23 protein-coding genes are annotated in these 23,441 nt (G+C 59.4%); 13 read left to right on the forward strand and 10 right to left on the reverse strand.

Translation table 11 applies throughout. From position 1 onward, the window contains the following. Positions 1 to 3: 3 nt before the first annotated feature. The 4 genes from BLT92_RS07285 (at position 4) to BLT92_RS07300 (ending at position 3,392) form a co-directional block, all read left to right on the forward strand. Positions 4 to 1,230: a site-specific DNA-methyltransferase gene (locus tag BLT92_RS07285; RefSeq protein WP_092104434.1), complete on the forward strand. Its 1,227-nt coding sequence runs from the start codon at positions 4 to 6 to the stop codon at positions 1,228 to 1,230. A gap of 44 nt (positions 1,231 to 1,274) precedes the next feature. Next, positions 1,275 to 1,607, forward strand: coding sequence for an FmdB family zinc ribbon protein (locus BLT92_RS07290; RefSeq protein ID WP_197679684.1), 333 nt, complete (start codon positions 1,275 to 1,277; stop codon positions 1,605 to 1,607). Positions 1,608 to 1,673: 66 nt separating this feature from the next. Further along, positions 1,674 to 2,924 carry a formamidase gene (fmdA, locus tag BLT92_RS07295; protein WP_092104436.1) on the forward strand — a complete coding sequence of 417 codons (1,251 nt, stop codon included), beginning with the start codon at positions 1,674 to 1,676 and terminating at the stop codon, positions 2,922 to 2,924. A gap of 171 nt (positions 2,925 to 3,095) precedes the next feature. Continuing rightward, entirely contained in the window at positions 3,096 to 3,392 is a 297-nt protein-coding gene (locus BLT92_RS07300) for an antibiotic biosynthesis monooxygenase family protein (RefSeq protein ID WP_092104438.1), read from the forward strand. Positions 3,393 to 3,443: 51 nt separating this feature from the next. Here BLT92_RS07300 and BLT92_RS07305 read toward each other — a convergent pair whose 3' ends face one another. Together BLT92_RS07305 and BLT92_RS07310 are read right to left on the reverse strand one after the other, a co-directional pair. Then, the gene (locus BLT92_RS07305; RefSeq protein WP_092104440.1) at positions 3,444 to 3,992 is read right to left on the reverse strand and encodes a hypothetical protein; all 549 of its coding nucleotides are present in this window, start codon (positions 3,990 to 3,992) and stop codon (positions 3,444 to 3,446) included. Further along, the gene (locus BLT92_RS07310; RefSeq protein WP_157691372.1) at positions 3,992 to 5,977 is read right to left on the reverse strand and encodes a DEAD/DEAH box helicase; all 1,986 of its coding nucleotides are present in this window, start codon (positions 5,975 to 5,977) and stop codon (positions 3,992 to 3,994) included. Before BLT92_RS07310 ends, BLT92_RS07305 begins: the two co-directional genes overlap by 1 nt. 282 nt (positions 5,978 to 6,259) lie before the next feature. Here BLT92_RS07310 and BLT92_RS07315 point away from each other — a divergent pair, with 282 nt between their 5' ends. Further along, complete coding sequence (locus BLT92_RS07315; RefSeq protein WP_092104443.1) at positions 6,260 to 7,714, forward strand: APC family permease; 1,455 nt, start codon at positions 6,260 to 6,262, stop codon at positions 7,712 to 7,714. A 443-nt stretch (positions 7,715 to 8,157) separates the two neighbouring features. Here BLT92_RS07315 and BLT92_RS07320 read toward each other — a convergent pair whose 3' ends face one another. Next, the gene (locus BLT92_RS07320) at positions 8,158 to 9,378 is read right to left on the reverse strand and encodes a glycine cleavage T C-terminal barrel domain-containing protein (protein WP_197679685.1); all 1,221 of its coding nucleotides are present in this window, start codon (positions 9,376 to 9,378) and stop codon (positions 8,158 to 8,160) included. A 241-nt stretch (positions 9,379 to 9,619) separates the two neighbouring features. Here BLT92_RS07320 and BLT92_RS07325 point away from each other — a divergent pair, with 241 nt between their 5' ends. After that, complete coding sequence (locus tag BLT92_RS07325; RefSeq protein WP_092104446.1) at positions 9,620 to 10,471, forward strand: methylenetetrahydrofolate reductase; 852 nt, start codon at positions 9,620 to 9,622, stop codon at positions 10,469 to 10,471. A gap of 1,198 nt (positions 10,472 to 11,669) precedes the next feature. Continuing rightward, entirely contained in the window at positions 11,670 to 12,524 is an 855-nt protein-coding gene (locus tag BLT92_RS21220) for a serine hydrolase (protein ID WP_092104450.1), read from the forward strand. Between the two features lie 18 nt (positions 12,525 to 12,542). Here the strand turns inward: BLT92_RS21220 and BLT92_RS07340 are convergent, their stop codons facing one another. The 6 genes from BLT92_RS07340 to BLT92_RS07370 all read right to left on the reverse strand — a co-directional run bounded on the left by BLT92_RS07340 (position 12,543) and on the right by BLT92_RS07370 (position 17,872). After that, positions 12,543 to 13,070, reverse strand: coding sequence for a helix-turn-helix transcriptional regulator (locus tag BLT92_RS07340; protein ID WP_157691374.1), 528 nt, complete (start codon positions 13,068 to 13,070; stop codon positions 12,543 to 12,545). Positions 13,071 to 13,141: 71 nt separating this feature from the next. Next, entirely contained in the window at positions 13,142 to 13,912 is a 771-nt protein-coding gene (locus BLT92_RS07345; protein ID WP_092104454.1) for a class I SAM-dependent methyltransferase, read from the reverse strand. Further along, positions 13,909 to 14,415 carry a hypothetical protein gene (locus tag BLT92_RS07350; protein WP_157691375.1) on the reverse strand — a complete coding sequence of 169 codons (507 nt, stop codon included), beginning with the start codon at positions 14,413 to 14,415 and terminating at the stop codon, positions 13,909 to 13,911. Before BLT92_RS07350 ends, BLT92_RS07345 begins: the two co-directional genes overlap by 4 nt. 35 nt (positions 14,416 to 14,450) lie before the next feature. Then, positions 14,451 to 15,377, reverse strand: a complete 927-nt coding sequence (locus BLT92_RS07355; protein ID WP_092104458.1) for an alpha/beta hydrolase — start codon at positions 15,375 to 15,377, stop codon at positions 14,451 to 14,453. 895 nt (positions 15,378 to 16,272) lie between these two features. Continuing rightward, the gene (locus tag BLT92_RS07365; RefSeq protein WP_157691377.1) at positions 16,273 to 16,977 is read right to left on the reverse strand and encodes an ABC transporter permease; all 705 of its coding nucleotides are present in this window, start codon (positions 16,975 to 16,977) and stop codon (positions 16,273 to 16,275) included. A 13-nt stretch (positions 16,978 to 16,990) separates the two neighbouring features. Beyond that, the gene (locus BLT92_RS07370) at positions 16,991 to 17,872 is read right to left on the reverse strand and encodes an ABC transporter ATP-binding protein (RefSeq protein WP_092104463.1); all 882 of its coding nucleotides are present in this window, start codon (positions 17,870 to 17,872) and stop codon (positions 16,991 to 16,993) included. 258 nt (positions 17,873 to 18,130) lie between these two features. Between BLT92_RS07370 and BLT92_RS07375 the strand changes: the two genes are divergently transcribed. The 4 genes from BLT92_RS07375 (at position 18,131) to BLT92_RS07385 (ending at position 20,670) form a co-directional block, all read left to right on the forward strand. Then, positions 18,131 to 18,370: a hypothetical protein gene (locus BLT92_RS07375; protein ID WP_092104465.1), complete on the forward strand. Its 240-nt coding sequence runs from the start codon at positions 18,131 to 18,133 to the stop codon at positions 18,368 to 18,370. Positions 18,371 to 18,680: 310 nt separating this feature from the next. Then, positions 18,681 to 18,950, forward strand: a complete 270-nt coding sequence (locus BLT92_RS20385; protein ID WP_157691378.1) for a hypothetical protein — start codon at positions 18,681 to 18,683, stop codon at positions 18,948 to 18,950. Between the two features lie 44 nt (positions 18,951 to 18,994). Beyond that, complete coding sequence (locus BLT92_RS07380; RefSeq protein WP_157691379.1) at positions 18,995 to 20,068, forward strand: sensor histidine kinase; 1,074 nt, start codon at positions 18,995 to 18,997, stop codon at positions 20,066 to 20,068. Next, entirely contained in the window at positions 20,065 to 20,670 is a 606-nt protein-coding gene (locus BLT92_RS07385) for a response regulator transcription factor (RefSeq protein WP_092104469.1), read from the forward strand. Before BLT92_RS07380 ends, BLT92_RS07385 begins: the two co-directional genes overlap by 4 nt. 310 nt (positions 20,671 to 20,980) lie before the next feature. On the opposite strand, the gene BLT92_RS07390 is transcribed toward BLT92_RS07385, so the two are convergent. Next, on the reverse strand, positions 20,981 to 21,730 hold the full coding sequence (locus BLT92_RS07390; RefSeq protein ID WP_092104471.1) for an IclR family transcriptional regulator: 750 nt from the start codon (positions 21,728 to 21,730) through the stop codon (positions 20,981 to 20,983). Positions 21,731 to 21,851: 121 nt separating this feature from the next. On the opposite strand from BLT92_RS07390, the gene BLT92_RS07395 reads away from it, so the two are divergent. Both BLT92_RS07395 and BLT92_RS07400 read left to right on the forward strand, forming a co-directional pair. Then, a complete protein-coding gene (locus BLT92_RS07395) occupies positions 21,852 to 22,628 on the forward strand; it encodes an IclR family transcriptional regulator (protein WP_092104473.1) in 777 nt (258 codons plus the stop codon). A 296-nt stretch (positions 22,629 to 22,924) separates the two neighbouring features. Further along, entirely contained in the window at positions 22,925 to 23,431 is a 507-nt protein-coding gene (locus tag BLT92_RS07400; RefSeq protein ID WP_092104475.1) for an antitoxin Xre/MbcA/ParS toxin-binding domain-containing protein, read from the forward strand. The last annotated feature ends 10 nt before the right edge of the window (positions 23,432 to 23,441 follow it).

Below are 23,441 nucleotides of genomic sequence, written 5' to 3' on the forward strand. Positions count from 1 at the left end.
AGGATGTCGACGGCCCTGAACTGGACTGGCAAGGACGCCGCCTTCGCACTCGGTCGACGCCTGATCTCCGGTGACGCGGACGCTTCCGGCCACCTCGGCGACGGTCCGCACTTCATTCGCGACGGTGACACCTATGTTCCAGGCGTCGATGAGAATCTTCTGGTCGTCGGGGACAATCTGCCGGGGCTGACCGGGCTGCTGGCCACGCATCGCCGGCGAGTCAAGGTCGTCTACATCGATCCGCCGTACAACACGGGCAATGCGCTGGCGTACAAGGATCACGGGCACGATCACGCGAGCTGGCTGAACTTCATGACTCCCCGCCTGATGCTCGCTCGCGAACTCATGCGCGATGACGGGGTGATCTTCATCCACCTCGACGACGGTGAGAGCGCGTGGGCACAGCTGCTGGGTCACGAGATCTTCGGTGAGGACAATTCGCTGGGCACCCTCATCCATCAGCGTGCGAAGGGCGGCGGCAATTCGCCCTCGTTCGTCCGCGGCCACGACTACGTCCATGTGTGGGGCAGAGTCGGTGGTCAGGCGGGGGCGTTCCTGACTGAGAAGAAGGCACCGGCGAAGCTTGAGATCATCGACGGCAGACGCATGCTCGTTGAAACGGATGTGCTGCGCGCCGGGTTCGGCCGTTACGCCCGCGGCCAGGAGCGGCGGTTGATGTACGAGGACATCCTCGAGGTCAAGGGTGCGAAGAAGCTCGCCGAGGTGGACGCGAAGTTGGGCACGGGCGAGTACGTCCTGCGCCAATGGGGAGCGCAGGGAAAGCACGCGGTCGTGCGCGTGACGCCTGCTGAGAAGGCGAGCTCGAAGCTCTACTCGATCATCAAGGCCCTGGGCGGGCAGAACGACCTCGAAGACCTCGGGCTGGGTGGGATCTTCAGCTATCCGAAACCCGTCGACCTGGTCAAGACGCTCGTGGCCTCACAGACCTTCTTCGACCCTGAAGCCATCGTCCTCGACTTCTTCGCCGGCTCCGGCACGACCGCGCAGGCGGTGATGGCGGCCAACCAGCGCGACGAAGGCTCACGGAAGTTCATCCTCGTCCAAACCCCAGAACCCCTGCTGTCGAAGAATGCGCGCAGCCTCGTGGACGCGGATTCCGAAGACGGTTTCCCCGAGATCAGCAGGCTCACCGCGGAACGGATCCGACGTGCCTCGAAGCGCCACGACCCCGAGCTCCATTTCACCGAAATCGCAGTGACCGAGCAATGAATTCTCGCCAACACCCTTGAGTCTTTCCTGGTGACAGTGTATGAATGCATAAAGACTCATATGTCGGCAATGATTTCGAGAAGAGTGATCCAGTGCCCACCTACGTCTACCGATGCACGACCTGCGGCGACACCGAACAGGTCTTTCCGATGAGCCGGAAACCGGAATCCGTGACGTGCCCCGACTGCTGCGGAACAGCCGTCTCCGCATTCACCGCCCCCCACCTCGGCGCCGGTTCCGGCACTGCCTTCGGCGTCATCGACGCAACGAAGAAGACCGCAGAGTCACCACCCGTCGTCTCGCGCGTTCCCTCCTCTGGTCGCCGTGCGCAGCCGGTGAGTCGGGATCCGCGGCACGCGAAGCTTCCCCGCGCCTGAGGTCAAGCTTCCCCGCGCCTGAGGTCGATCGGCTTCCGGGCGGAGCTCCAAGAAAGGGAAAGAACAATGCCGGACAATGTATTTCCACTCGATTCGACTCAGCCCTTCACCGCCCAGGCGGTCACCGGTCACAACCGCTGGCATCCTGACATTCCTGCAGCCGTGCATGTGAAGCCGGGCGAATCGTTCCGGCTGGACTGCCGCGAATGGTTCGACGGCGCCATCAAGAACGATGACAGTGCCGATGACATCCGCGATGCACCGATGGACATCGTCCATGCCCTCTCCGGTCCCGTTGCCATCGAGGGTGCGAAGCCAGGCGATCTGCTCATCGTCGACATCCTCGATGTCGGGCCGATCCCGCAGGAGGAGGGACCGCTTGCCGGGCAGGGCTGGGGCTATACCGGAATCTTCGCGAAGAAGAACGGCGGCTCGTTCCTCGTCGACCAGTTCCCCGACGCCTACAAAGCAGTCTGGGACTTCTCCGGCGGCACCGCGACATCGCGCCACGTCCCCGGTGTCTCCTTCACCGGGATCGTCCACCCGGGCCTCATGGGCACCGCCCCGAGCAAGGACCTGCTGGGCAAGTGGAACACCCGCGAGGCCGCCCTCATCGCCACCGACCCGAACCGCGAACCACCCCTGGCCCTGCCTCCTGAACCTCAGGGTGCGATCCTCGGCTCGCTGAGCGATGCGGAGTTCGACCGCGTCGCATCCGAAGGTGCACGCACGGCTCCCCCGCGGGAGAACGGCGGCAACCAGGACATCAAGAACCTCACCAAGGGCACACGAGTCTTCTACCCGGTGTTCGTCGACGGCGCGAACTTCTCCGTCGGCGACCTCCACTTCAGCCAGGGCGATGGTGAGATCACTTTCTGCGGCGGCATCGAAATGGGTGGTTTCGTCGACATCAGCGTCGATCTCATCAAGGGTGGAATGGACACCTACGGGGTGAGCGAGAACGCCATCTTCCAACCCGGCAATACCGCCCCGCAGTACTCCGAATGGCTGGCGTTCTCCGGAACCTCGGTGACGCTTGACGGTGAGCAGCGCTACCTCGACTCCCATCTGGCCTACCAGCGGGCGTGCCTGCACGCCATCGATTACCTGGCCAAGTTCGGCTACAGCCCGGAGCAGGCCTATCTGCTGCTCGGCGCGGCACCGATCGAAGGCAGATTCTCCGGCGTCGTCGACATTCCCAATGCGTGTGCCACCGTGTACCTGCCGACAGCGATATTCGACGTCGACATCTCACCCAGTTCCAACGGGCCCACGCAGATCGATCCGGGCATCGGCGCACCCCACTCGGCGTTCTGAGGGCGGCGGCCTCTTTCATCTCACGCCGCTGAGACGCGGCGCGGTCTCATGTGGACAATTCAGCTCGGATCCAGATTTCGGTCGTAGCCTCGAGGAAGACACGAACGGTTTCGCCGTCGGTCTGTGAACCGTTGTTCTGCAGATAATTGTTCCCCAGCTTTAGGAGCCAGCATGTCCGTCGTCGCCATCAATACCCTCACCGTCCCCGAGGCGGCACGCGGTGAACTCGAGAAGCGCTTCGCGGCACGCAAGCACTCCGTCGACGGCTCACCCGGCTTCGAAGGCTTCCAGCTGCTGCGTCCGGTCTCCGGCGGCGACCAGTACTTCGTCTACACGCAGTGGGCCACACGTGAAGACTTCGATAACTGGCGCCAGGCCCGCCAGCCCGCACACGAAACCAACAGCAAGGAGCCCGTCTCGGAGCAGGCCAACCTTCTCGAGTTCGAGGTCGTCGACCTCGGCGAGTGATCTCCAAACAGGTCTGCCCTCACCGATCGGTGGGGGCAGACCTGTGTCAGCCTAGCCGTAGAAGCCGACCGAACTCAGTGCCTCGAGCCTGACCCAGTCGGCGTCGAGTCTGCCCGTATCCATCGTTTGGGACGAGCGCAGCTCATAGGCGATCATCGGTCGCTCGTCGATCGCGAGCACCGCCGCATAGATGCACGCGAGAACGTGTACGCAGTGCGTGGCTCGTGACCTGCAGTGACACCGGAATTCCAGTTGGTCGAGCGGAACCGAAACACTCACGTCTCTTTTCACAAGGTCATCGAACAGCTCCCGTGACAGCTCACCCCCGACAGCACCTCCACCGTGGACACGCAGCAGTTCCCCAGCCGTTTCACCCGCACCTTTGGTCCACGTGGGAACTGTGATCTCGACGGGAAGCGTCAATCCTCGTTCGACCACCTCGGCGGAGATCGTCCCGGGCGCTTCTCCCACCGAAACATCGAGATCACGGGCCATTCGTCTGGCGCGGGGCAGCTGTGGGCTAGGTGTGCCGCTGATCGGTTCCACGACACGCAGCCAGCTTCGGCCCCACATGGTTGCGCCGAAATCGATGCTCGCCATCAGCTCAGATCCTTTCCATCCAGGGCGAAGAGATCCCACAGCTGTTCATCGGGGAGTGTCGCAAGTGCTTGCTCCGAGTCCCCGGTGACGAGTTCGGAAAGCCCCTGCTTCTTCCGATGCAGCGCATCGATGTGGTCTTCGATCGTTCCGGCGGCGATGAGGGTATGGACATTGAGTACGCGGTGCTGGCCGATGCGATGAGCGCGGGCGGTGGCTTGCTCCTCGACTGCGGGATTCCACCACCGGTCGAAGTGGAGAACGTGTGATGCTCGGGTCAGGTTGAGTCCGGTGCCTGCCGCTCGCAGGCTGAGGATGAGAATCGGGGGTGCCTCGTCATCCGTCTGGAAGCGGTGCACGAGCTTGTCGCGTCGCGCAATCGGCATTCCGCCGTGGAGAAACGGTACCGGGCCGCTGCCCAAGTAGTCGGCGATGCCTGCTGACAGCAGGTCTCCCATCGCCCGGTACTGGGTGAAGACGATTGCTCGCTCACCGTTCGCAACGATTTCGGAGAGCACTTCGCAGGCGCGATCAAATTTTCCTGATCGGCCGAAGTAGGAGCCTTCGGTTACGTCACTGGTTCCGCCGCTGGTTCCGTCGCTGGTTACGTCATTGGTCTCATCGCCGGTGGTATCTCGAGCTGTGGCGGCCAGAGCCATTCGCCCCTTTCCCTTTGTCACCGCACGAGCCTCGTACTGCGCGGGGTGGTTGCAGATCTGCTTGAGCGCGGTGAGCAGTGTCAGCACGCGACCGTTCCTCTCAAATCCGGAGCCGAAGCCGTGGTCAAAGGCATCGTCGACCGCCGCGGAATAGAGTGCGATCTGTTCTGGAGTCAGCGTGCAGGTGAGCGTCGTGTTCACCTTCGGCGGCAATTCATCGATCACGGCAGATTTCGTCCGCCTGAGCAGATGAGGTGCAATCAGCTCTGTCAACGCGTTCGCGGCGCGCGTCGACCGTCCATTCTGTATGGGATTGACGAAGCGCTGCCTGAAACGCTTTCGAGGCCCCAGGATCGTCGGGTCCGCGATGGACAAGATCGACCACAGCTCCTCCAGACTGTTCTCCACCGGCGTTCCGGTCAGCATGATTCTGGCGTGAGTTTGCAGACTCTTCGCTGTGCGAGTCACTTTGGTTCCGGGGTTTTTGAGATTCTGTGCTTCGTCGAAGACGACGATGTCCCAGGCTCGAGCCGAGAGATCTTCGTCGGAGCGCAACAGTGTGTAGCTGGTGAGGACGACCTCGCCGGGAAGAAGGTCGGCCGGCAGCCGTCGGGTTGGACCGTGAAAAGTGCGCACGGGGAGTTGCGGTGCGAATCGCTCGAACTCTCTGCGCCAGTTGTTGACCAACGAGGTCGGGCACACCACCAGGTGCGGCAGCTCCGAACCACGTGCGGCAAGCAGGCCGATGGCCTGAACAGTCTTGCCCAGCCCCATTTCGTCCGCGAGGAGGGCACCGGTTCCAGCGCCGGCGTGTTCGCGCAGCCACGCGATCCCGTGCGCCTGATAGGGCCGAAGACGGGCTGTGAACCCTCGGTCCTGCAAGATGGACCCCGTACTCAATGCCTGCCGGAACCGTCGAATCGAAGCCTCTGCCGTCATCATCGCAGTCTCTGCTTCGTTGACGACTGCATGCGCCGCGAGCGGCAACGTGGTCAGTGCATCAGGATGTGCGCTGAGCTCACTCCACGAGCGAGCCGAGGGAGCCAGGGCCTCCGACCTAACCAGTGACTGCAGAGCATCGACTGTGGTGAGCAGATCGGTGATGTGGACGTCAACATCGTCAACGGCGATTCCGCTTCCGGATGGCTGGGCCAATCGCAGGCAGACACTGCGTCCGCGAGGCAAACCCAGGTCAGCAATCCACGTGGCGGTGTTCGGTGGCCCCCACCAGGCAAAGCCGTGTTCGGCAGGGACGAACGTAGCCTGGAGCATCTCCGAGTGCTGCTCGTGGACTGCGGGTCGTGGGGATCGGGCAGTGCATGTGGGCACAGTCTCTCCTGAGTGATTGGCGATGGTCCACGGCCGGGGAGTGCCGATGTGCTGGGTGGTGCTGGGTGGTGAAGCGGGGGCTGTGCCAGCGTAGTGAACCGGAATCTGGAGTTTCAAGAGAGATACATAAACTATTTTTTGGCAAGGTGACCTCGGCGACTGAGGGCGGTTCCTGGGGGCTCTGAAACGGCCGTTGCATCCGTTCGAAGGTTACTGGCACGGAACTTTCGGTTTTACTGCTACTGTGCAGAACTGTAATAGCGGGGACACGAGAGGCACGCAATGACGCAGCAGAATACGGAAATCGACGACCGGGGCCACGGCTTCGTCAAGGCACTCGGAACGGTCGATGCCCTGTTCATCGGGTTCGGAGCGATGATCGGCTTCGGCTGGGTCGTCCTCACCGGTGAGTGGCTCAGCGGTGCCGGAACCTTGGGTGCCATCCTTGCCTTCGTCGTCGGCGGTGTCATCATGTGCTTCGTCGGCACGGTCTACTCCGAGCTGGTTGCTGCCATGCCGCACGCCGGTGGTGAGCACAATTACCTCATCCGGGCGATGGGTCCTCGTGTCTCTCTGTTTGGCTCGTGGGCGATCACCGGCGGCTACATCAGCGTCGTCATGTTCGAAGCGGTCGCGGTGCCGAAGACCGCTCTCTACCTGTTCCCAAACCTCGAACATTTCAAGCTGTGGACCGTCGCCGACTTCGACGTGTACCTCACCTGGGCTCTCGTCGGCACTGTCACCGCAATCATCATCTCCTGGATCAACATCCGCGGCGTCAAGCTCGCCTCTCTGGTCCAGACATTCGTGGTCTCGTTCCTCATCATCGTCGCTTTCCTGCTGCTGACCGGTGGCCTGGTCGGGGGCGAGGTCGCCAATGCCGAGCCACTCTTCACCGGTGGTGGCGCCGGCTTCATCGCAGTCGTGGCCGTCGTGCCCTTCCTGTTCGTCGGCTTCGACGTGATTCCGCAGTCGGCAGAAGAGATCAAACTGCCACCGGCGAAGATCGGCAAGCTCGTCGTCATCTCAGTCCTCATGGCGATCGCGTTCTACATCATCATCATTTGGATGACCTCCCTAGCGATGCCTGCTTCGGAACTCGCCACCCACGACCTCGTCACTGCGGATGCTCTGGCCGCGATGTTCCACTCTGCGTTCTGGGGCAAGCTCGTCATCGCCGGTGGCCTGGCCGGCATCATCACCTCGTGGAATGCGTTCCTCATGGGGTCCTCCCGCCTGATGTGGGCTATGGCCGTCGCCGGGATGATCCCCGCCTGGTTCGGCAAGCTGCATCCGCGCTACCGCACTCCTGTCAACGCGATCATCTTCATCGGCATTCTCTCTGCGTTGGCTCCGTTCCTCGGCTCAGCGGCACTGGGCTGGATTGTCGATGCCGGCTCACCCGCCATCGTCATCGCCTACTTCCTCGTCAGCATCGGATTCCTCATCCTGCGCAAGCGCGAACCGGCGATGGACCGTCCGCTGCGCGTCGGCGGCAAGAGCAACGGCGGCATGATCATCGGCGTCATCTCGGCGGTGCTCACCCTGGCCCTCTTCGTCCTCTACCTGCCGATCACCACTTGGTCTGCACAGCTGGCATGGCAGTCCTGGGCCATGTTCGGCCTCTGGCTCGCAGTCGGAATCTTCTTCATGTTCCGCCTGCCCACCGGCATCAAAGCCGGACCGAACGCAGAGACCGAACTCCTCGCCAAGGTGAAGTCCCTGCGCAAGAAGTGACGTGATGAGAATCAGCCCGCCAAAGAGCGGCTGAAGAGCAACAGCGAACAGTTCTCGCTTCGTGAGAGTGCGGCTATCGGAGACATCTCCGGTAGCCGCACTTCTTTGCTCGAGGGCTGTGATTGAGGGCTGTGCTGATCGGATTGACGCTGCGCCGCCCGTGCTGGTGGGCTACCCCTCACCACGAGCAGCAAATCACCCCCGTGCACATGTATGAATTGGCGCTGCCGGTGCCGCGTGTAAAACCACCGGTTGTCATTGAGGCTGCGGGTAAGAAGTAATGGTGCGGGTAGAAAATGGAGCTACGGGTGCGGGGTGCACAGTTGAAGGGCGAAGGGGCAGAGGCGAGCGCGGCCACTGGCATGTCGCGCAGTGACCGCGCTCGGATCGGGGGATGACACCACGCGGCGGAGTCCCGCCGCTAGGCAGAAGCCCACCGCGGATCAGACGGCGGCGTCGAGGCCGTTCATCTTCAGGCGTTCGCGCTGGTTGGGGTTGACGCTCGCTCGGAACGGCATCTCCACCACCTCTGCGCGGACGGGCTCACCTGGGGTGTCGGCGAAGGGTTCGGGAAGCTGAACCCAGTACTCGGTTCCCAGTGCACTGCCCTCGACCGGCACATGTGCCATCGCGATATTGGCTTCGAGCTCCGGTGAGTACCAGGGCGACGTCACGTACCCGACCGGGTCGCCACCGGATGTGGCGCTGACCAGCCAGAAGTCGGGAGCGTAGTCCGTGATCGGCTTTCCACCGACCAGCAGGCCCACGAGCTGAGTCCTAAACGGTGCGGTGCCGGCAGCGATCTGCTCACGAACCGCCTCGAGTTTCGCCTTGCCGATGTAGTCGGCTTCCTTCTTCCTCGGCACCTGGTAGGCGAGGTTGACCTGGAAGGGGTAGGTCTCGAAGTCCATGTCCTGGCCCCACGAGAGGATGCCCGCGGCGATCCTGCGGTGGTGGCTGGGAGCAACGACCTTGAGGTTGTAGGGAATGCCGGCTGCGAGCACGGCATTCCACATGTCCTCGGCGTACTTCGTTGAGTCCTTGAGGTAGATCTCGTAGCCTTTCTCCCCTGTGAACCCGGTCTGGGAGATGATGACGTCGTGCCCGCCGACCTGGGCTTCCATGAGTCCATAGCTGGGCAGCGTGCGTCCCTCCTCACCGACGAGGTCGGCGATGACGTCGACGGATTTCGGTCCTTGGACCTGCACCGGCGAGACATCGATCTCGGCAATGGTGACGTCGAAGCCCTTGCCGACGTTGACGCCCTGCAGCCAGAGCATGAGGTCGGTGTCGGAGAGGCTGAACCAGAATTCATCGATCGCCACTCGCAGCAGGATCGGGTCGTTGAGAATGCCTCCGGCTTCATTGCAGAGGATCACGTAACGGGCGCGCATGACTGGAATCTTGGTCGCGTCACGGGTGATGACATAGTTCACGAACGCCTCGGCGTCGGGCCCTTTGACCTGGATCTGCCGTTCCACGGCGACGTTCCACAAGGTCACGTCGTTGACGAGAGACTGGTACTCGGCCATCATCCCGCCATCTTCGCGAGATACGTAGCCACGCGGGTGGTACATGCGGTTGTAGATCGAGGCTCGCCAGCACCCCTCCTGCATAGTCAGCTCCCAGTACGGGGACTTTCGCACCCTGGTGTCAATGAGCATCTCGACAGGCGTGGGGCCTGATTGGCGAAGGTTGATCGGGACTTGTCTGTCGCTTTGGTTCACTGATGGGACGTTGTTGTCCATGGTGTTCCCCCTGCTAAAAGGTTCTACATTGTAGAACTCGATTCCCATATGATGGGTACAATCAGTGTAGAATTGAAGTGTCGACGGAAGCAAGGGTTTCCATCCAGATTCATCAGCCGTCGGCCACTTTCCAGGGATCCTCTCAAAGGAGCATGGGATGTCACAGGAAGTTCTGACCACGCTGCTGAAATCCGCGCGCTATGAAATCCTTCCCACCGCGGGTGTCGTCGACCGTGTCCACGAGTACGTCGCACCCGGCCGTGTGATCACTGTGACCGCCTCGACCGGGCTGACCCTCGAAGCGACCCTGTCCACCGCCGAACAGCTGCAGGCGCTCGGCTTCCATGCGGTGCCCCATATTGCGGCACGGATGGTCCAGGGCAGAAGCGAGCTGGAGGAGATCGTCGACCGTCTGACGCAGGCCGGCATCGATCGGATCTTCGTCCCCGCCGGCGACGCCACGCCTCCGGCCGGCGGCTATGCGGGTGCACTCGACCTCATCATCGACCTCGCGAGCATGGCCGCACCGATCCAGCACCTCGGCGTCAGCGCCTACCCGGAGACTCACCCACTCATCCCCGATGACGTCACCATCCAGGCGATGTGGGACAAACGCGACTACGCCACCCACCTCGTATCGAATCTGTGCTTCGACCCCGGAACCATCGCCACCTGGCTGGCCAGGGTGCGAGCGCGCGGCATCGATCTGCCACTCGTCCTCGGCATCGCAGGCAAAGTGGAGCTGGCGAAGCTGGCCCGGGTCGCATCGAAGATCGGGGTCGGCGAATCCACGCGGTTCCTGCGCAAGAACACGGCCACCTTCACCCGGATGGCCAAGCCCGGCGGGTACAACCCTCGGAAGTTCCTCGACAAACTCGCACCTGTCCTGGATAACCCGGCCCTGGGCGTGACCGGACTCCACATCTACACGTTCAACCAGATCAAGGACACGGAGATCTGGAGGCGCAAGCAGCTCGGCATGGTCGACGAGGTGGAAAGTGTGCAGTAATTCCCCGGGGCGCCTCCCAACACGGTAGTCGCTGCGGCATCCCTCCCCCGCGAGCCCCCGTGAGGCCGTGCTCATCCGACGAAGCTCGAGTCGACCTGTCACACTTCACACCCGCGTTCAGGGGGACGTAGCTTGATCCGCTGACATGCGAAGAAGCGCGAGGTGGGTGTTCTGCTCTGAGCCTGAGAGATCGACCATTGGGTTAGTTCGGGAGCTCAGCGTCTCAGAACGAATTCCGGAGGTCACGGTCTACGGCCTCGACATCTTGGTCACCCGCAAGGACTCCATCAATGGAGAACGCGTCCTTGCGGGTGACCGAAATGTATCCAAACGGGGCACCCAGATTATTTCGCTGTCCGTTTGCTCCGCTGGGCTCTTCCTACCAGGAGCGCACTGATCGTGATCCATGCGATCAACGGCACTAGCACCCACCACGCGTTGTCGAGAACCGCAGTGGGAAGCAAGAACGAATCACCAGTACTCGAGGTGACAGCACTGTTGAACATTGAATTATCCGTTGTAAGTCGACCAGTTCGAAGTCCTTCTATCGCGACCAGCACAACGACGCCGGCAGCCAATAGCATTGAAATCATCAGCCCAGTGGTTCGAACTTTCATGACGTGCTCCTTCCCTTTCATGGATCCTGGTAACTCCACCATAGGAAGACTGGGACTGATGCGTAAGGATGGTGAGTCATCCATTTGAAGTCCGAATGTCATACCCGTGGTTCCGCGCTCCTACCGGAACGGATTGTGACCCGAGTCGAAATATCCAGAAAAATCGGGATTGTGTAGGTAGTTTTGCCGTCCCTAGCCTTGATATACAACCGAGTAAACCTACGCCTTATCAGAAACTGCGAGTTCAGGAGCTACTATGTTTCGCGACAACAACGATTCGACCGATCGGATAAACCTCGTTTCACCGAGTTGCATTCGGGAAGTCGACCGGTAGATGGTTCGGGCGAGCACTGCGCACTGTGAAGCACCCGCACTGACTGTTGCGGTCGCGTATCCTCGATCTTCATCTTCTGATCGCTTGTCCTGACTGAGGCAGTCTCAACTGACAGTTGAAGGAGAACTACGGGCCGAATTCGAGTCTCTCCTAGCCCTTTTCGCCTCAGGCCTGTCAGCAACCTTCCTGGACTCAGCCTGTCAGACACGCCGAAGTCCCAACCCGCAGCTGATTAAGTAGACATAATATGAACTCTCGCGTCCCATCCACCCGCCGTGCGTTCGTCGGTCTATACGAACATGGCCGTCGAGATGTGAAGGTTCAGCACCGCGCATACTCTGCGGATGCTCACCTTGAATGGGGATCGGTCACCAAGACAGTAACTGCAGGGTTGCTGAAGGTATTGTCGATTGACGGCGTACTTGACCTGCGCACCTCTGTCGCAGATTTACTCCCGATACCCAGCCTTGAACACACAAGTTTGCAAGAACTCACCCTGCATCGCGCGGGACTGCCGCCAATGCATGCAGGAGCCCCCACGGGGCTGGTTCGGGATCCGAGCACAGGTTGCGACCGTACTCGATTTCTGAGCGAGATCGCTCCACGGATCACGGTGAATGAGGAAATTTCCGGCAAGTTCAACTATTCCAACCTCGGATACGCCTTGTTGGGGCTAGCTTTGGAAGAAGCGACAGGACGGTCATGGTTTGAACTCGTTCGCACGCATCTGCTGCCAGCATCCAGATATCCGTCATTGACCACATGTCCACCGCTCGGTTCTTACCCCACGACAATGGGTATTTCGCGTAGACCTTGGCAGTTGGGTCGTGGCGTTTACGCGTCAGCCGGCGGCCTCTGGTCACGAGGAGACGACCTCCTCAGATATGCAGAGGACACCTCGTCCATGCCACCGTCCCCAGGGTGGTTCGTGCTCCGTGGCGGCGTACTCTTCCACAATGGTCAAACCCGCGATGCCGGGTGTTCAGTCATGGTCGATCAAAGGAACGGAAGGGCGAGTGTAGCCCACACACTTTTCCGGATGCCTCGGACACCGCAACGACTCGCCGAACATGCCCTGTTCGGAAATGGCGCGCATTCGTAGACGAACGAACCGTGCGAGCTACCAGAGTCCAGACGCCTGCAAGAGGCCGTATTGACCGGCCAGGGCGACTGCATGAGTCCGGTTATTGGCTCCAAGTTTCGCCCGTAGATGACGGGTATGTGAGTGGATTGTCGACACTTCGACGTAAAGGCGTCGTGCAATCATAGTGTCGGAGCATCCCTGAGCAATCAATAGCAGCACTTCAAGCTCACGCTCGGTTAGCGACGCAATACCTTTGGCCGTGGCCAAGTTCCGTGCAATGTGATTTCGAGCGATATACGTTCTCGGTTCCCTCACCGCGTGAATTGCGCTCAGCAGCTCCGAATAGTCCAATGGCGAACAGATAACCGCCGCCGCTATCCTGGTCATGGCATCGGGAACGCTCTCAAGACGCCTGGCTGCTAGGATCACCGGCGGCAGGTTCACCTGTTTGGGTATCTCAAGCTCCTCGAGAGCCTGCGGGCATTCGTCGACATCGATTAAAAGAGCTGCGCAGTCCGCGGGAATGCGCTGAGCCTTGTTGACCATGATCAAGTCGATGCTCATATCTTTGGCCGCTGAAGCTGCCCCGGCAATCACAGAAGGTCGCGACAAGGGCCCTATTACAGCTAGCTTTTTCATCTCTCTTGTTGCGTCCCTGGATCGTCTGCCCGGCGAAACACCGAAACAAGGGATGTCGTGTGTTCGGCGACAGGGGACTGCGCGAAATCGGCGTACCGAGACACGAGGAAAAGACCTGCCCTTTCTGCGACGAGCGTGAGCTCCCGCGGAGCGAGCCAGTAGCTCTCTTCTGGAAATGACTTTACCTTGTTGGGCGAGGTAACAGAGCGTAGTACAGTCACACGGTTTTCAAGTCGATTCACTATTGTCGTACTGGTCAGCAGTGTCGTGGCATCGAGAGGTATCGTCAGAGAGCTGGGCTCTGTCTGACGTTGGTAAATGAAAGGGTCGTAGGTCTCAACCACTAGTCGACCGCCCGGCTGAAGTTGAGTAGCAGCCTGGGCAAGTGCTTTGCCCTGTTCGTCTATTCCCGAGAGCATGAAAAGGGTATTCGTCGCGATCAGTACTATGTCATATCGCCCGTCAACCACGGCTCCTCGGAAGTCACCGCGGTGGCCAGTCACACTCAGATGATTCGTTCTCTCTTTCAGAATATCGAGCATCTTGGCCGAACTCTCAATCCCACTGACTTCGTACCCGGCCCGAGCCAAAGGAGCAGCCAGGCGCCCCGTCCCGATGCCGAACTCGAGCACATTCTTTGCGCTGGGGACTATTTCAGCGAGGAAGGGCGGCAGCTGATGCACGTCCGGTAGGTTCGCATAGAGGAGGTCGTATACGTCGATAAGCTCATCTCCGTAGACTCCGGTGGACGCGTCTATTGCACTCATACATTCTCCCTCAGTCGGTGAAAATCGGATAGAAAAACCGGGTCGGGAATCACGGAAGCCTCGTATTCAGCCGCACGCATGATGAGGAACTGAACACGGTCCGTTCCTGCTTCGTGCTGGCTTTGATAGGTCACAACGTTGAGCAGTGCTAGATACGATGTGCTGAGTTTGATGATGTTGAGATCGTCAGTGCTTTCCGTGACACTCAAGAGTTCGCTCGTGGCGTCAAACAATGCCTTCTCCAACCGTCGGTGCGGTGCCCACACAAGGTGCAGGGCTGACCGCCTCATACTCAGGTCAATCTCCTGCCACGAAGTCAGTGCCTCGTCCCCGCCCATGTCTCTGTATAGAAGGCGGTATTCATGCTCAGCCGGATGAGGCGCGAAGAATCTCCAATCTGGTATCAGTAGCCCTGTAGGATCAATCTTTCGGAGTAGATTACGGCCAATATTGAACTGGGCAGCGACAGTAAAGCCTGCCCACGCGACAAGCGGAAGCGTCATCGCGCCGGTCCCAACGATCGAACTCGTCCTAGTTTTCAAGACTGTTGCCCAACCTTTCTCGTGGTGAATGTGGCCTCGGCAACCACCCCAGCAATGGCAGAAGAGGCTAGCTCCGCGTACTCGGGTTCCATGATGAGCCCCTGGTGAGAGGCACCCTCCACTACCAAGTGGTGCCCCTTGTCGGATAACTGCGACAGTTCGGTCTGCAGCACCATGTGGGCAGGATCGTTCTCTGCCGTCAACCCCGCGGTGACAACTGCTAAGGGCAGATCACCGAAGTCCGTGGATTTACCTGCTTCCTTGGCCCAGCTTCCTCGCCACATTCGTAGCTCTGCCTTGCTTCCGCGAATGCCAGCTGGAGAATTCCCCCGGTGGTGTGTAAGGCTGGCATATGGCTCGGTCAATGGGGCGTACTCTGCGGGGGTTTCGTTCAGCGGTGGTGGGTTTCGCAACATTCGCAACATTCGAGCTTCTAAACGGTACATTACTTCGCGCTGACGAACCGAGCGCATCTGCTGATTCGGATGGCTCGAGTCAATCAACACCAGGCCGCTGACGAGTTCGGGATGCTGTGCAGCGTGGGAACGCACTAGTAGTCCTCCGACCGAGTGCCCGACGAAGACCGCTTCTCCTATATTTTCCGCAGCGAGAACCGATGCCAGACGACTCGCGTGTTTCACCGCTTTGTCTGGCCTGCGTCCGCCGGAGAACCCAATCCCTGGACGGTCATAGGCCAGGGATGATATGCCCCGCTCAGCGAGGGCTCTCTGCACAAGGACCCACGCTGTCGCGGGACACCCCAGCGCAGATTCGAGTACCGCCCATGGGCCACGTCCATTACCAGCATCATGACGGCAAACATGTATCTGCAACTCCTGTGCGTTGCAGAAATGCCCAGGTGCGGAACCGTCCGATGGACTGACCAGCCTTCGACCGTCTGAACTCGTCCTCATACTCCGCATGGCTCACTCCTTGTTTCCACGGTCGATAGCCTTGATCTTTCGCGCAGTGCTAACAACGAGAGGATAGGTACCGAGAAATGCCCAGAAGAACCTGTTCAGCCCCATAAATCTTGCGTTGCCAACGTGGAATCCCGCTGCCAGAAGTATGAGGCACTGCCGAGGTCCATGCGGAAGGACGAGCACCAGGGGAAATGCTGTCTCCGCTAAGGTAACCGACCAGGCTAGGGTCTTCTTCGCCCACGGACGTGCTGAAACAAACCGGTATAGCCATTCATCCCCGTAGGTTTGAGTGCGAAATATGCCGTCGATGGCTGAGCCGTCACGCCAGCTCGTGGACAGGACCTTCGCGCTACCGGCAACGAAGTACGACAGGACACTTTGGAAGGTGACAAAGCTTTCAAGGGCAGTGCGCTGCGCTGGCGAAATGCCAGGGAGCTGCGCGACGGCAGAAGTTGTGTGCACTATCATCGACATTTGGTCGGACCCGTCGGAACCGTAATTTCCTCTGTAGCTCTTCGCCAACAGGAGGGCGGTGAGCACACATGAGGATGCCGCGCGGATCCTAGAACGCGATGGCGCGGCGATCACTCCGAGTGCGGCAACGGCTCGCGTTGCGACTAATACTTGATATCGGGGATGCTCAAAGCATCTCAAGAGCGGCTGGGCTCTCTTCTTACCGAACGCGCGCAACGCCGTGCGGCGAATAGGCCAGGCGAACAGATGCCTATCCGCCATATCGGCTGGCCGCGAGAGTTCTTCGAGTGCACCGAGAAGACTCCCGATCGCTGCTAGCCGACTTCCCTTAGTGAAGGGGCTATGCCCAAAATGGACTTCATGTGAAGCCTGCGAGGTTGTAGCTGTCATCTCATCATCCCACTTTCATCCGTTGGCAATCTCAGCGGCGCGGTTCCCATTTGAAGAAGAATTTGGATGCGACGAAGGCGATTGCTGTCCAGGCCACAGTGACGATCAAAGGTATTGCCGCTTCCTGCCATTGAGTTCCCTGCCACGCACCGAGCAGGAGCTCGGCCGCGGCCCCTCCGGGCAGTGCTAGCTTGAGCAGCGTCAGTGTCTCGGTACCAGAAACAGCAACCCAGAATGCGACTCCCATGACACCGAGTGCGACCGGGAGAGTTGTCACTTGAGCGCTGTCAGGACTCTTTGTCACTCCTGCAGTAGCTAGACCAAAACCGACATAGAGTGCCAGCACCAAAGTGACTGCGACGATGAATAAGAAGAAGTTGGATGGAGGCGTCTGAAGAATGGAGAACACCGTTATCATCCCGATCGTCTCGGCTGCTGCCAAAAGAATGAATGTGAGGATCAGCCCAATCACGATTCCGGCCGACGATTCAGAAGTGCACCGGAGGCGCTTGAGGAAGAGGTTCTGTCGGCGGGCGGCCAATGTCGTCACTGAGCTTCCATAGATCACGAACGACCCCATGAAGAACGGAACGAAGACAGCAGCAAGAGCGATATTGGCGCTTCCCAAACTCCAATAGATGAATCCGCAGGCTGCCAGGGGAATCAGCGTCGACATCAAGAGCACAAGCGGATCTCGAAGCAACTGAATGCCTTCATATTTTGCGATTGTGAACATACTGCTTCCTTGATCAGTGTGAGAGTGTGCGGAAGATGTCGTCGAGATTGGCGCGTCGGACACTGAGCCCGTGTATGCCGATCCCTTGCTGACGCGCCCAGGACTGCAATTCGAAGACGTCGCGCTCAGCATTCTCGGTGGAAATTGCCCAGGCGTATGGCCCCTCGGCTTCCACTGGAAACGGGATCGCTGCCTTCTCCGCTGCTGCCTCGAAGTGAATCTTCGCGGGAAACGAGCTGGCTAAGTCGCTGAAGCATCCTTCCATCTGGATTTTTCCGTGGTGCATTAGCCCGATGCGGTTGGCGTACTGCTCTGCCTCTTCGAGGTAATGCGTTGTGAGGACAATCGTGCAACCTTGATCGCGGATCTCGTTAATGGCCGCCCACAATTGATCTCGCGCACCGATATCCAAACCAACTGTCGGTTCATCAAGGAAGATAAGTTCAGGATTGCCAAAAATAGCGGTAGCGAAGTCGAGTTTGCGCTTCTCTCCGCCCGAGAGCTGTGAGACGCGCACGTTCGCCTTGTCTGACAGGCCTGCAACATCGACAACTCTCCGCGCATCGTCAATGCGACCACTTAAGTCACCGAACAACTGCACCGTTTCCGCCACTTTGAGGGTCGGAGCGAAGCCGCTTTCCTGCAACATGATGCCAGTGCGCGGGCGTACTTTCTTAATGTCACGCGGATCCGCCCCGAAGACAGCGACCCTTCCGCTAGAGGGCCCGCGGTGACCTTGCAACGTCTCCAGCGTAGAAGTCTTGCCCGCTCCGTTGGTCCCGAGCAATGCGTAGAGCTCTCCTTGGGCTATCGCGAGGGAGAGTCTGTCGACCGCGATGAAATCTCCGTATCGGACTGAGAGCTCCTTGGCTTCGATCAGTGTGTTTGAGGTCATGTATCTAGTTGATCTCTTAGCCGGAAGCACTAACAGTCGTCATGCATCACTATTCGAAATGACTTTGCTTCATTGAGCATGTGACAGTGTGTCATAACAATCGACTACCGGTGAGCTAGTTAATCGGGTGCTCAGCAGTGATTTATCCATAGTTTTATGGATTCAAACTCCCCTCGCGCTTCGATACGGTTGTTGTATCCGGGAGGTAATGAATCCGGCCGTTTAAATCGCACATATAGTAGCAGGAGACAGACAATCATGCAGAACCGCATCACCCGCTTCGCCGACTCAGCCGAAATCACTCGGATTGGTCGAAACATCGACGCCCAGCCCGTACTTGCGACCCCCGTGACGACTACTGCGACAACAGCGGTCACATGTATCACGGCGGCCTTCGGATCCCACGATTCCGAGCGCAACGACGTGACGTCGTCCTTTGAATCCGATGAGACCGTTGACGGCCTTCTGAAGGCACGTGTGGTCGCCATGTCGAGCTGACACCACCCCAGCCGGCTGGCGGTGTGGAGACTTCATGGTCCTCCGCACCGCCAGCCGGCGTTATTGTCTCCGTCAACTTTTGCATCGGCAGTGACTGGTGGATTAACCATATTTTGCGCAGAACCAGAGTCGGCGTATCGGTTGTTAAATGCAAACGAAACGCTGCGATTACCCAGAACTGCACTAACCGCGTCCAAATGACGGAATCTCTCCGGGTGAGGCGCCGGACCGTCTATGAATATGACGCTGCGTCAGTTGTTCCGTGCCATCAGACATGGAAGGCTGGTGGAATGGCAGCGGAAGGAAGCAGATGAACAAGGTTCAGGTAGCCCTTCTCGCGATACTCTCTATTTCCGGAGCGATCGGTGGAGTCTGGATACTGGCAAATCTTCCCACTGGGATCAAAATCGTTCCGGGTTGGATTGCTTCCAACCTTCCGTCGCCACAATCGATTGGCGCTGGATGGTTGATCTTCGCTCTCGTCGGAACCATCGTTGCCACTGCAATAGCGCTTGCATTTGTCGGCAAGAACAGCGACAACGATTCCGACTCCCCCCACTCGGAGGACGACGAAGCATGACTGTCCCTGCGGAGACGACCAGCCCGACTAGAACTCTCGCGCGCATGCGTGTATTGGTCAGCCAGGGGTTTATCGTGGCCTGGGCAGTAACGTGGTTGACCACGCTTGCATCTGCCGCTGACTCTTGGTGGCACCCGTTGCTGCTCCTGCCATCGGCAGGACTCACGTTACCGCCGGTCCTTCGTTGGCAGCAGACCTACGCTGGAACAAGAGCGACCCTCGGGCTGTCCGTGGGCATTGTGACCTGGACGATATCGTCGCTTCTGCACATTTCACCAGGGGCCGTTGTAGCCGTTGCCATTCCTGCAGCGGCGATGATTCGCGGCAAGACAAACATCTCTCTATTCGCTAGCACCGGCACCATAATGGGTTGCGCAGCCATCGGTTTGCTCGTCTCCATCACACAGTCACAGTTGACCTTGCTCTACGTAGGCTTGGCCGTGTTGCTACCTGCCATTTGGGCATTGGCTTTCTGGGGTACACGTGTGTCATGGAACCTGCTAGTCGAACTTGACGCAGGCCACCAGACATACACAAACCTGGCAGTGTTGCGAGAGCGGTTCAGAATTGCTGCTGACCTTCACGACATACAGGGCCACACTCTTCATGTGGTCAAACTCAAGACTGCATTGGCACAGCGCTTGCTCCGTGCTGATCCAGATGCAGCTGAGGTGGAGATTGCTCAGATCCAGGAACTTCTCTTGGAGACGATCGGACAGTCCAAGTCGCTGGCTCACGGTGAGCGCAATCTGACTTTGGCAGGTGAGTTGGAGAATGCACGACAGCTCTTCGAAGCAGACAACATTGACGTCAGCGTCCGTAATGGGGGGACGCCTACGGGGATTGTCGAGACTCTGAGTAGTCTCGTGCTTCGGGAGGCAACGACAAATATTCTCCGACACGCTCAAGCCAATCAAGTGCATATCACTCTCACACCTGCGAGTATCCTCATCACCAACGACGGCCTATCCACGTCTGTGGACCCAGACCTCAATGGCTTGGCGGTACTACGAAAACGAATTAACGAGGCAGACGGCCATTTGATAGCCCGAATCGAGAACGATGAGTTCATCACGGAAGCAGAGTTTCCTGGCACCCAGGAGAGGAAATCACTATGACAATCTCTATCGTCCTCGCCGATGACGAAACCCTGTTGCGCAAAGCTCTCGCATCACTCCTTCCCCTCGAAGGTGATATTGAGGTCGTGGCAGAAGCCGCAGACGGCAAACAGGCTGTCTCAACTGTGTTGGCTCATTTGCCTGACGTCCTTGTGATAGATCTTGAGATGCCAGGCAGTGATGGCCTCGATGCAGTGGAAGCGCTTCGCCAGGAGCGATCCGAACAAGCAGTGCTGATGTTGACCCGCCATGCTCGACCAGGTGTGTTGCGCAAAGCGCTCTCCTTAGGCATCCGAGGATTCGTCAGCAAGTCGGCGGACCCTGCACAGATCGTCGAGGTCGTCGTCGCTGTCCACGAGGGACGCCGCTGGATAGATCCGGATGTTTCTGCTGCAGCTGTCATGGATGACTGTCCGCTCACTGATCGAGAGATCGACGTACTTCGAGTCACCAGTAACGGCTATTCCGTGGCGGACATCTCCGAGCAACTGCACCTGGCGCAGGGCACCGTACGAAACTATCTCTCCAATGCGATCAGCAAAACGAATGCACGTACTCGCCATGACGCTGCCCGCTATGCCCGTGAGAACGATTGGCTTTGATCCCTGCCCCTGGTTGAAACCAGAGCAGAAGTGTTTGGTTCCCGAAGTAGTCGAACGCTCGAAGGGGCCCTACAGCCAACGAATCCCTTCTTCATGGGCAATCTCGTCATCGAGTGGAGGCTGAACAAGGTGCGTTCTGTCAAACCCGGGGCTTGATAGAGGGCATCCACGAGTACCGCCTGAATCGCGCTTAGCGAGTCAGATCAGCTGTCACCCCCTATTGCACCTCAAACTCGGCCGGATCTGATCGCCTCTGCCTCGCCGACTCGGCACACATGAGCTCCTAAACCGATGTACCGACGGAGACAATCTACCGGTGAGTGACCTTGCGCTTGAGACTGCGGGAGAGCAGACCCGCCTCGTCGACGAGGAGTTTGCCGACGGTCTCGTGGTGGTCAGCGATGCGCATGGTCGGACCCGAGATGCCAACGGCTGCGACGACCCTGCCGTCAACGCCGTACACGGGTGCGGCCAGGGCATCGAGTCCCTCTTCGAACTCCTCGTGCACAATCGCGTACCCACGTTCGCGCACCTCGGCGAGGTTGTCCATGAGATCTTTCCGCGACCCCAAGGTGTACTGGGTGCGACGTTCCAAACGGCCGGCAGGAACCGGGATGATGTCGAAGGCGTACATGATCTTGCCCAGCGCCGAGCAGTGCGGTGGCACCTCTACGTCGACCCAGTTCGTGGCGCCGAGAACGAAGGTCGAATCGACCTGGGCGACCTGCACGACGCCCGTGGCACTGGGGACGGCGAGGTTGACCGTCTCGCCGGTCTCCTCGCTCAGCCGCTGCAGTGTGGGATCAGCCGCCGTGACCAGCGTTTCGACGCGATCAAAGCGCGAAGCGTAGGTCGCAAACAGGGAACCTCCACGATAGAGCCCGTCCCCGTCACGTTCGACCAGCCCGTTGCGTTCGAGGGCGGAGAGCAGACGTGAGACCGTCGAGCGCGCCAGCTCCGTCGACTCCACCACCTCGGTGTAGGAGATCGGGGCATCCGCCTTCACCACCAGCGACAATATCTCTGCCGCACGATCGATCGACTGCGTCCCATTGGTCATAGCGCTCAACTCCGTCGGGGAAAGATAGGCCGCAGCACCATCGGCACTCCGGCGGCATTCACCCTACAGCACACGTGATTCAGGCCTGTCCGTGTTGTGCCATGTGAGCTACAGTTTCGAAATGAGCAACAGCGAGACGAATTCCGGCTCCGTGCAGTCGGTCGACCGCGCGGTCACGATCCTCGAGGTCATCGCCCGCACCGGCCTCGCCGGCGTCACCGACATCGCCGCCGAACTCGGCGTGCACAAATCGACCGCCTCCCGCATCGTCTCCACGCTCGAGGCGCGCGGTCTCGTCGAACAGGACCAGCATCGCGGCAAGTACCGCCTGGGCTTGGGCATCCTCCGCCTCGCCGGCGCCACCACCGCACGTCTCGACATCGTCCAGGAAGCCCGCCCCATCGCGAAGCTCCTCGCCGAGCGCACCGGCGAGACGATCAACGTCGCCGTCCTCTCCGATGGCGCGGCCCTCTACCTCGACCAAGTCTCCGGCAACGCCTCGGTCCAGAGCCACAACTGGGTCGGCCAGCGCATCCCCCTGCACGCGACATCGAACGGCAAGGTCCTCCTGTCAGGACTGAGCGAGGCGGGCATCCGCACCGCCCTCGAAAAAAAGCTGCCGACCTACACCCCGCACACGGTGACCTCGATCCCCCACCTGCTCACCGAAATCGCCGAGGTGGTCGCCGCCGGGCATTCGATCGTCACCGATGAGCTCGAGGTCGGCCTCACCGCCGTCTCCGCGCCCATTCACAATGCCCACGGCGATGTCATCGCCTCAATCTCTGCCTCGGGACCGGGGTTCCGCTTCACGGAGAAGAAGGTCGATGCCGCCAAGGACCTGCTGGTGGCGGCGGCCGCTGACATCTCGTCACGGTTCGGCTGGCGCGAAGGCTGACTGGCGGCTCCCGATCCCGAGGTGCCTCACATTAAGGCCCAGGTTGTTGCTGGACGTTGGATGTCACAGGTCGGAGCCAGTAGGTACCTGTGTCCGGTCATCGATGTCGTAACGCACTTGCCAGCGTGCGCTCCTTCGTCGTTCTGAACATAAATTGGGTACGCCTTCCAGATGCCTACTTAGTTGACAAGGTTGACACTCCCCGGCACAGGTGACATCGTGTAATACATAGTCCTAGTTGACAAGGTTGACACTAAATAATCGAACGAAATAACGAACTGAACGAGGAATAAGCCATGACTGCTGAGGCAGCTGCTCGAAACAGGCAAGAAATTCTCGCCAGCGTGCAGCGCGGTCTTGAAAAACTCCCTGACACCGACATCGAAGGTGTGAAAGACGCTGTGTCCCTGGGCGCAAGTATGGCTGCGATGGTACCGCGCACGGCTGGTGAGTTCGGCAGAATCGTTGGGCCTCTCTACACCACGAAGGCGCTTACGGTGATGTGGAACATCGGACGCGCAGCGATAAGTAAGAGAGTTGCTGAAAACAAACTCCTAGCACTGAAGGTAGAGGGAGATAACCTGTTCCCCATCTTTCAGTTCGACGGAAAGATGATCCGCGACGATGTCATGGAGATCGTTCAAATTCTCCGCGCATCTGTCGATCCATTCACTATTGCTCAATGGCTGCGCACTCCCGTGCTCGAGCTTGATGATCAAACTCCTCTTGACCTGCTTGATGTAGGTAATAAAGCAGCCGCTGTTCGCATTGCCAAACGCACCGCCGCACGCTGGGCTATGTGACACTATCGAT

Source organism: Brevibacterium picturae (assembly GCF_900105045.1).
Classification (GTDB): domain Bacteria; phylum Actinomycetota; class Actinomycetes; order Actinomycetales; family Brevibacteriaceae; genus Brevibacterium; species Brevibacterium picturae.

Bases quoted from the DNA above. Each gene is read 5' to 3' on its own strand.
- BLT92_RS07315 (WP_092104443.1), top strand. From the start codon at position 6,260: ATGACGCAGCAGAATACGGAAATCGACGACCGGGGCCACGGCTTCGTC.
- BLT92_RS20385 (WP_157691378.1), top strand. From the start codon at position 18,681: ATGAACAAGGTTCAGGTAGCCCTTCTCGCGATACTCTCTATTTCCGGA.
- BLT92_RS07290 (WP_197679684.1), top strand. From the start codon at position 1,275: ATGCATAAAGACTCATATGTCGGCAATGATTTCGAGAAGAGTGATCCA.
- BLT92_RS07345 (WP_092104454.1), bottom strand. From the start codon at position 13,912: ATGAGTGCAATAGACGCGTCCACCGGAGTCTACGGAGATGAGCTTATC.
- BLT92_RS07365 (WP_157691377.1), bottom strand. From the start codon at position 16,977: ATGTTCACAATCGCAAAATATGAAGGCATTCAGTTGCTTCGAGATCCG.
- BLT92_RS07390 (WP_092104471.1), bottom strand. From the start codon at position 21,730: ATGACCAATGGGACGCAGTCGATCGATCGTGCGGCAGAGATATTGTCG.
- BLT92_RS07285 (WP_092104434.1), top strand. From the start codon at position 4: ATGTCGACGGCCCTGAACTGGACTGGCAAGGACGCCGCCTTCGCACTC.
- BLT92_RS07350 (WP_157691375.1), bottom strand. From the start codon at position 14,415: ATGACGCTTCCGCTTGTCGCGTGGGCAGGCTTTACTGTCGCTGCCCAG.
- BLT92_RS07325 (WP_092104446.1), top strand. From the start codon at position 9,620: ATGTCACAGGAAGTTCTGACCACGCTGCTGAAATCCGCGCGCTATGAA.
- BLT92_RS07355 (WP_092104458.1), bottom strand. From the start codon at position 15,377: ATGCGGAGTATGAGGACGAGTTCAGACGGTCGAAGGCTGGTCAGTCCA.
- BLT92_RS07300 (WP_092104438.1), top strand. From the start codon at position 3,096: ATGTCCGTCGTCGCCATCAATACCCTCACCGTCCCCGAGGCGGCACGC.
- BLT92_RS07375 (WP_092104465.1), top strand. From the start codon at position 18,131: ATGCAGAACCGCATCACCCGCTTCGCCGACTCAGCCGAAATCACTCGG.
- BLT92_RS07305 (WP_092104440.1), bottom strand. From the start codon at position 3,992: ATGGCGAGCATCGATTTCGGCGCAACCATGTGGGGCCGAAGCTGGCTG.
- BLT92_RS07370 (WP_092104463.1), bottom strand. From the start codon at position 17,872: ATGACCTCAAACACACTGATCGAAGCCAAGGAGCTCTCAGTCCGATAC.
- BLT92_RS07340 (WP_157691374.1), bottom strand. From the start codon at position 13,070: ATGAGCATCGACTTGATCATGGTCAACAAGGCTCAGCGCATTCCCGCG.
- BLT92_RS07385 (WP_092104469.1), top strand. From the start codon at position 20,065: ATGACAATCTCTATCGTCCTCGCCGATGACGAAACCCTGTTGCGCAAA.
- BLT92_RS07400 (WP_092104475.1), top strand. From the start codon at position 22,925: ATGACTGCTGAGGCAGCTGCTCGAAACAGGCAAGAAATTCTCGCCAGC.
- BLT92_RS21220 (WP_092104450.1), top strand. From the start codon at position 11,670: ATGAACTCTCGCGTCCCATCCACCCGCCGTGCGTTCGTCGGTCTATAC.
- fmdA (WP_092104436.1), top strand. From the start codon at position 1,674: ATGCCGGACAATGTATTTCCACTCGATTCGACTCAGCCCTTCACCGCC.
- BLT92_RS07380 (WP_157691379.1), top strand. From the start codon at position 18,995: ATGCGTGTATTGGTCAGCCAGGGGTTTATCGTGGCCTGGGCAGTAACG.
- BLT92_RS07320 (WP_197679685.1), bottom strand. From the start codon at position 9,378: ATGCTCATTGACACCAGGGTGCGAAAGTCCCCGTACTGGGAGCTGACT.
- BLT92_RS07395 (WP_092104473.1), top strand. From the start codon at position 21,852: ATGAGCAACAGCGAGACGAATTCCGGCTCCGTGCAGTCGGTCGACCGC.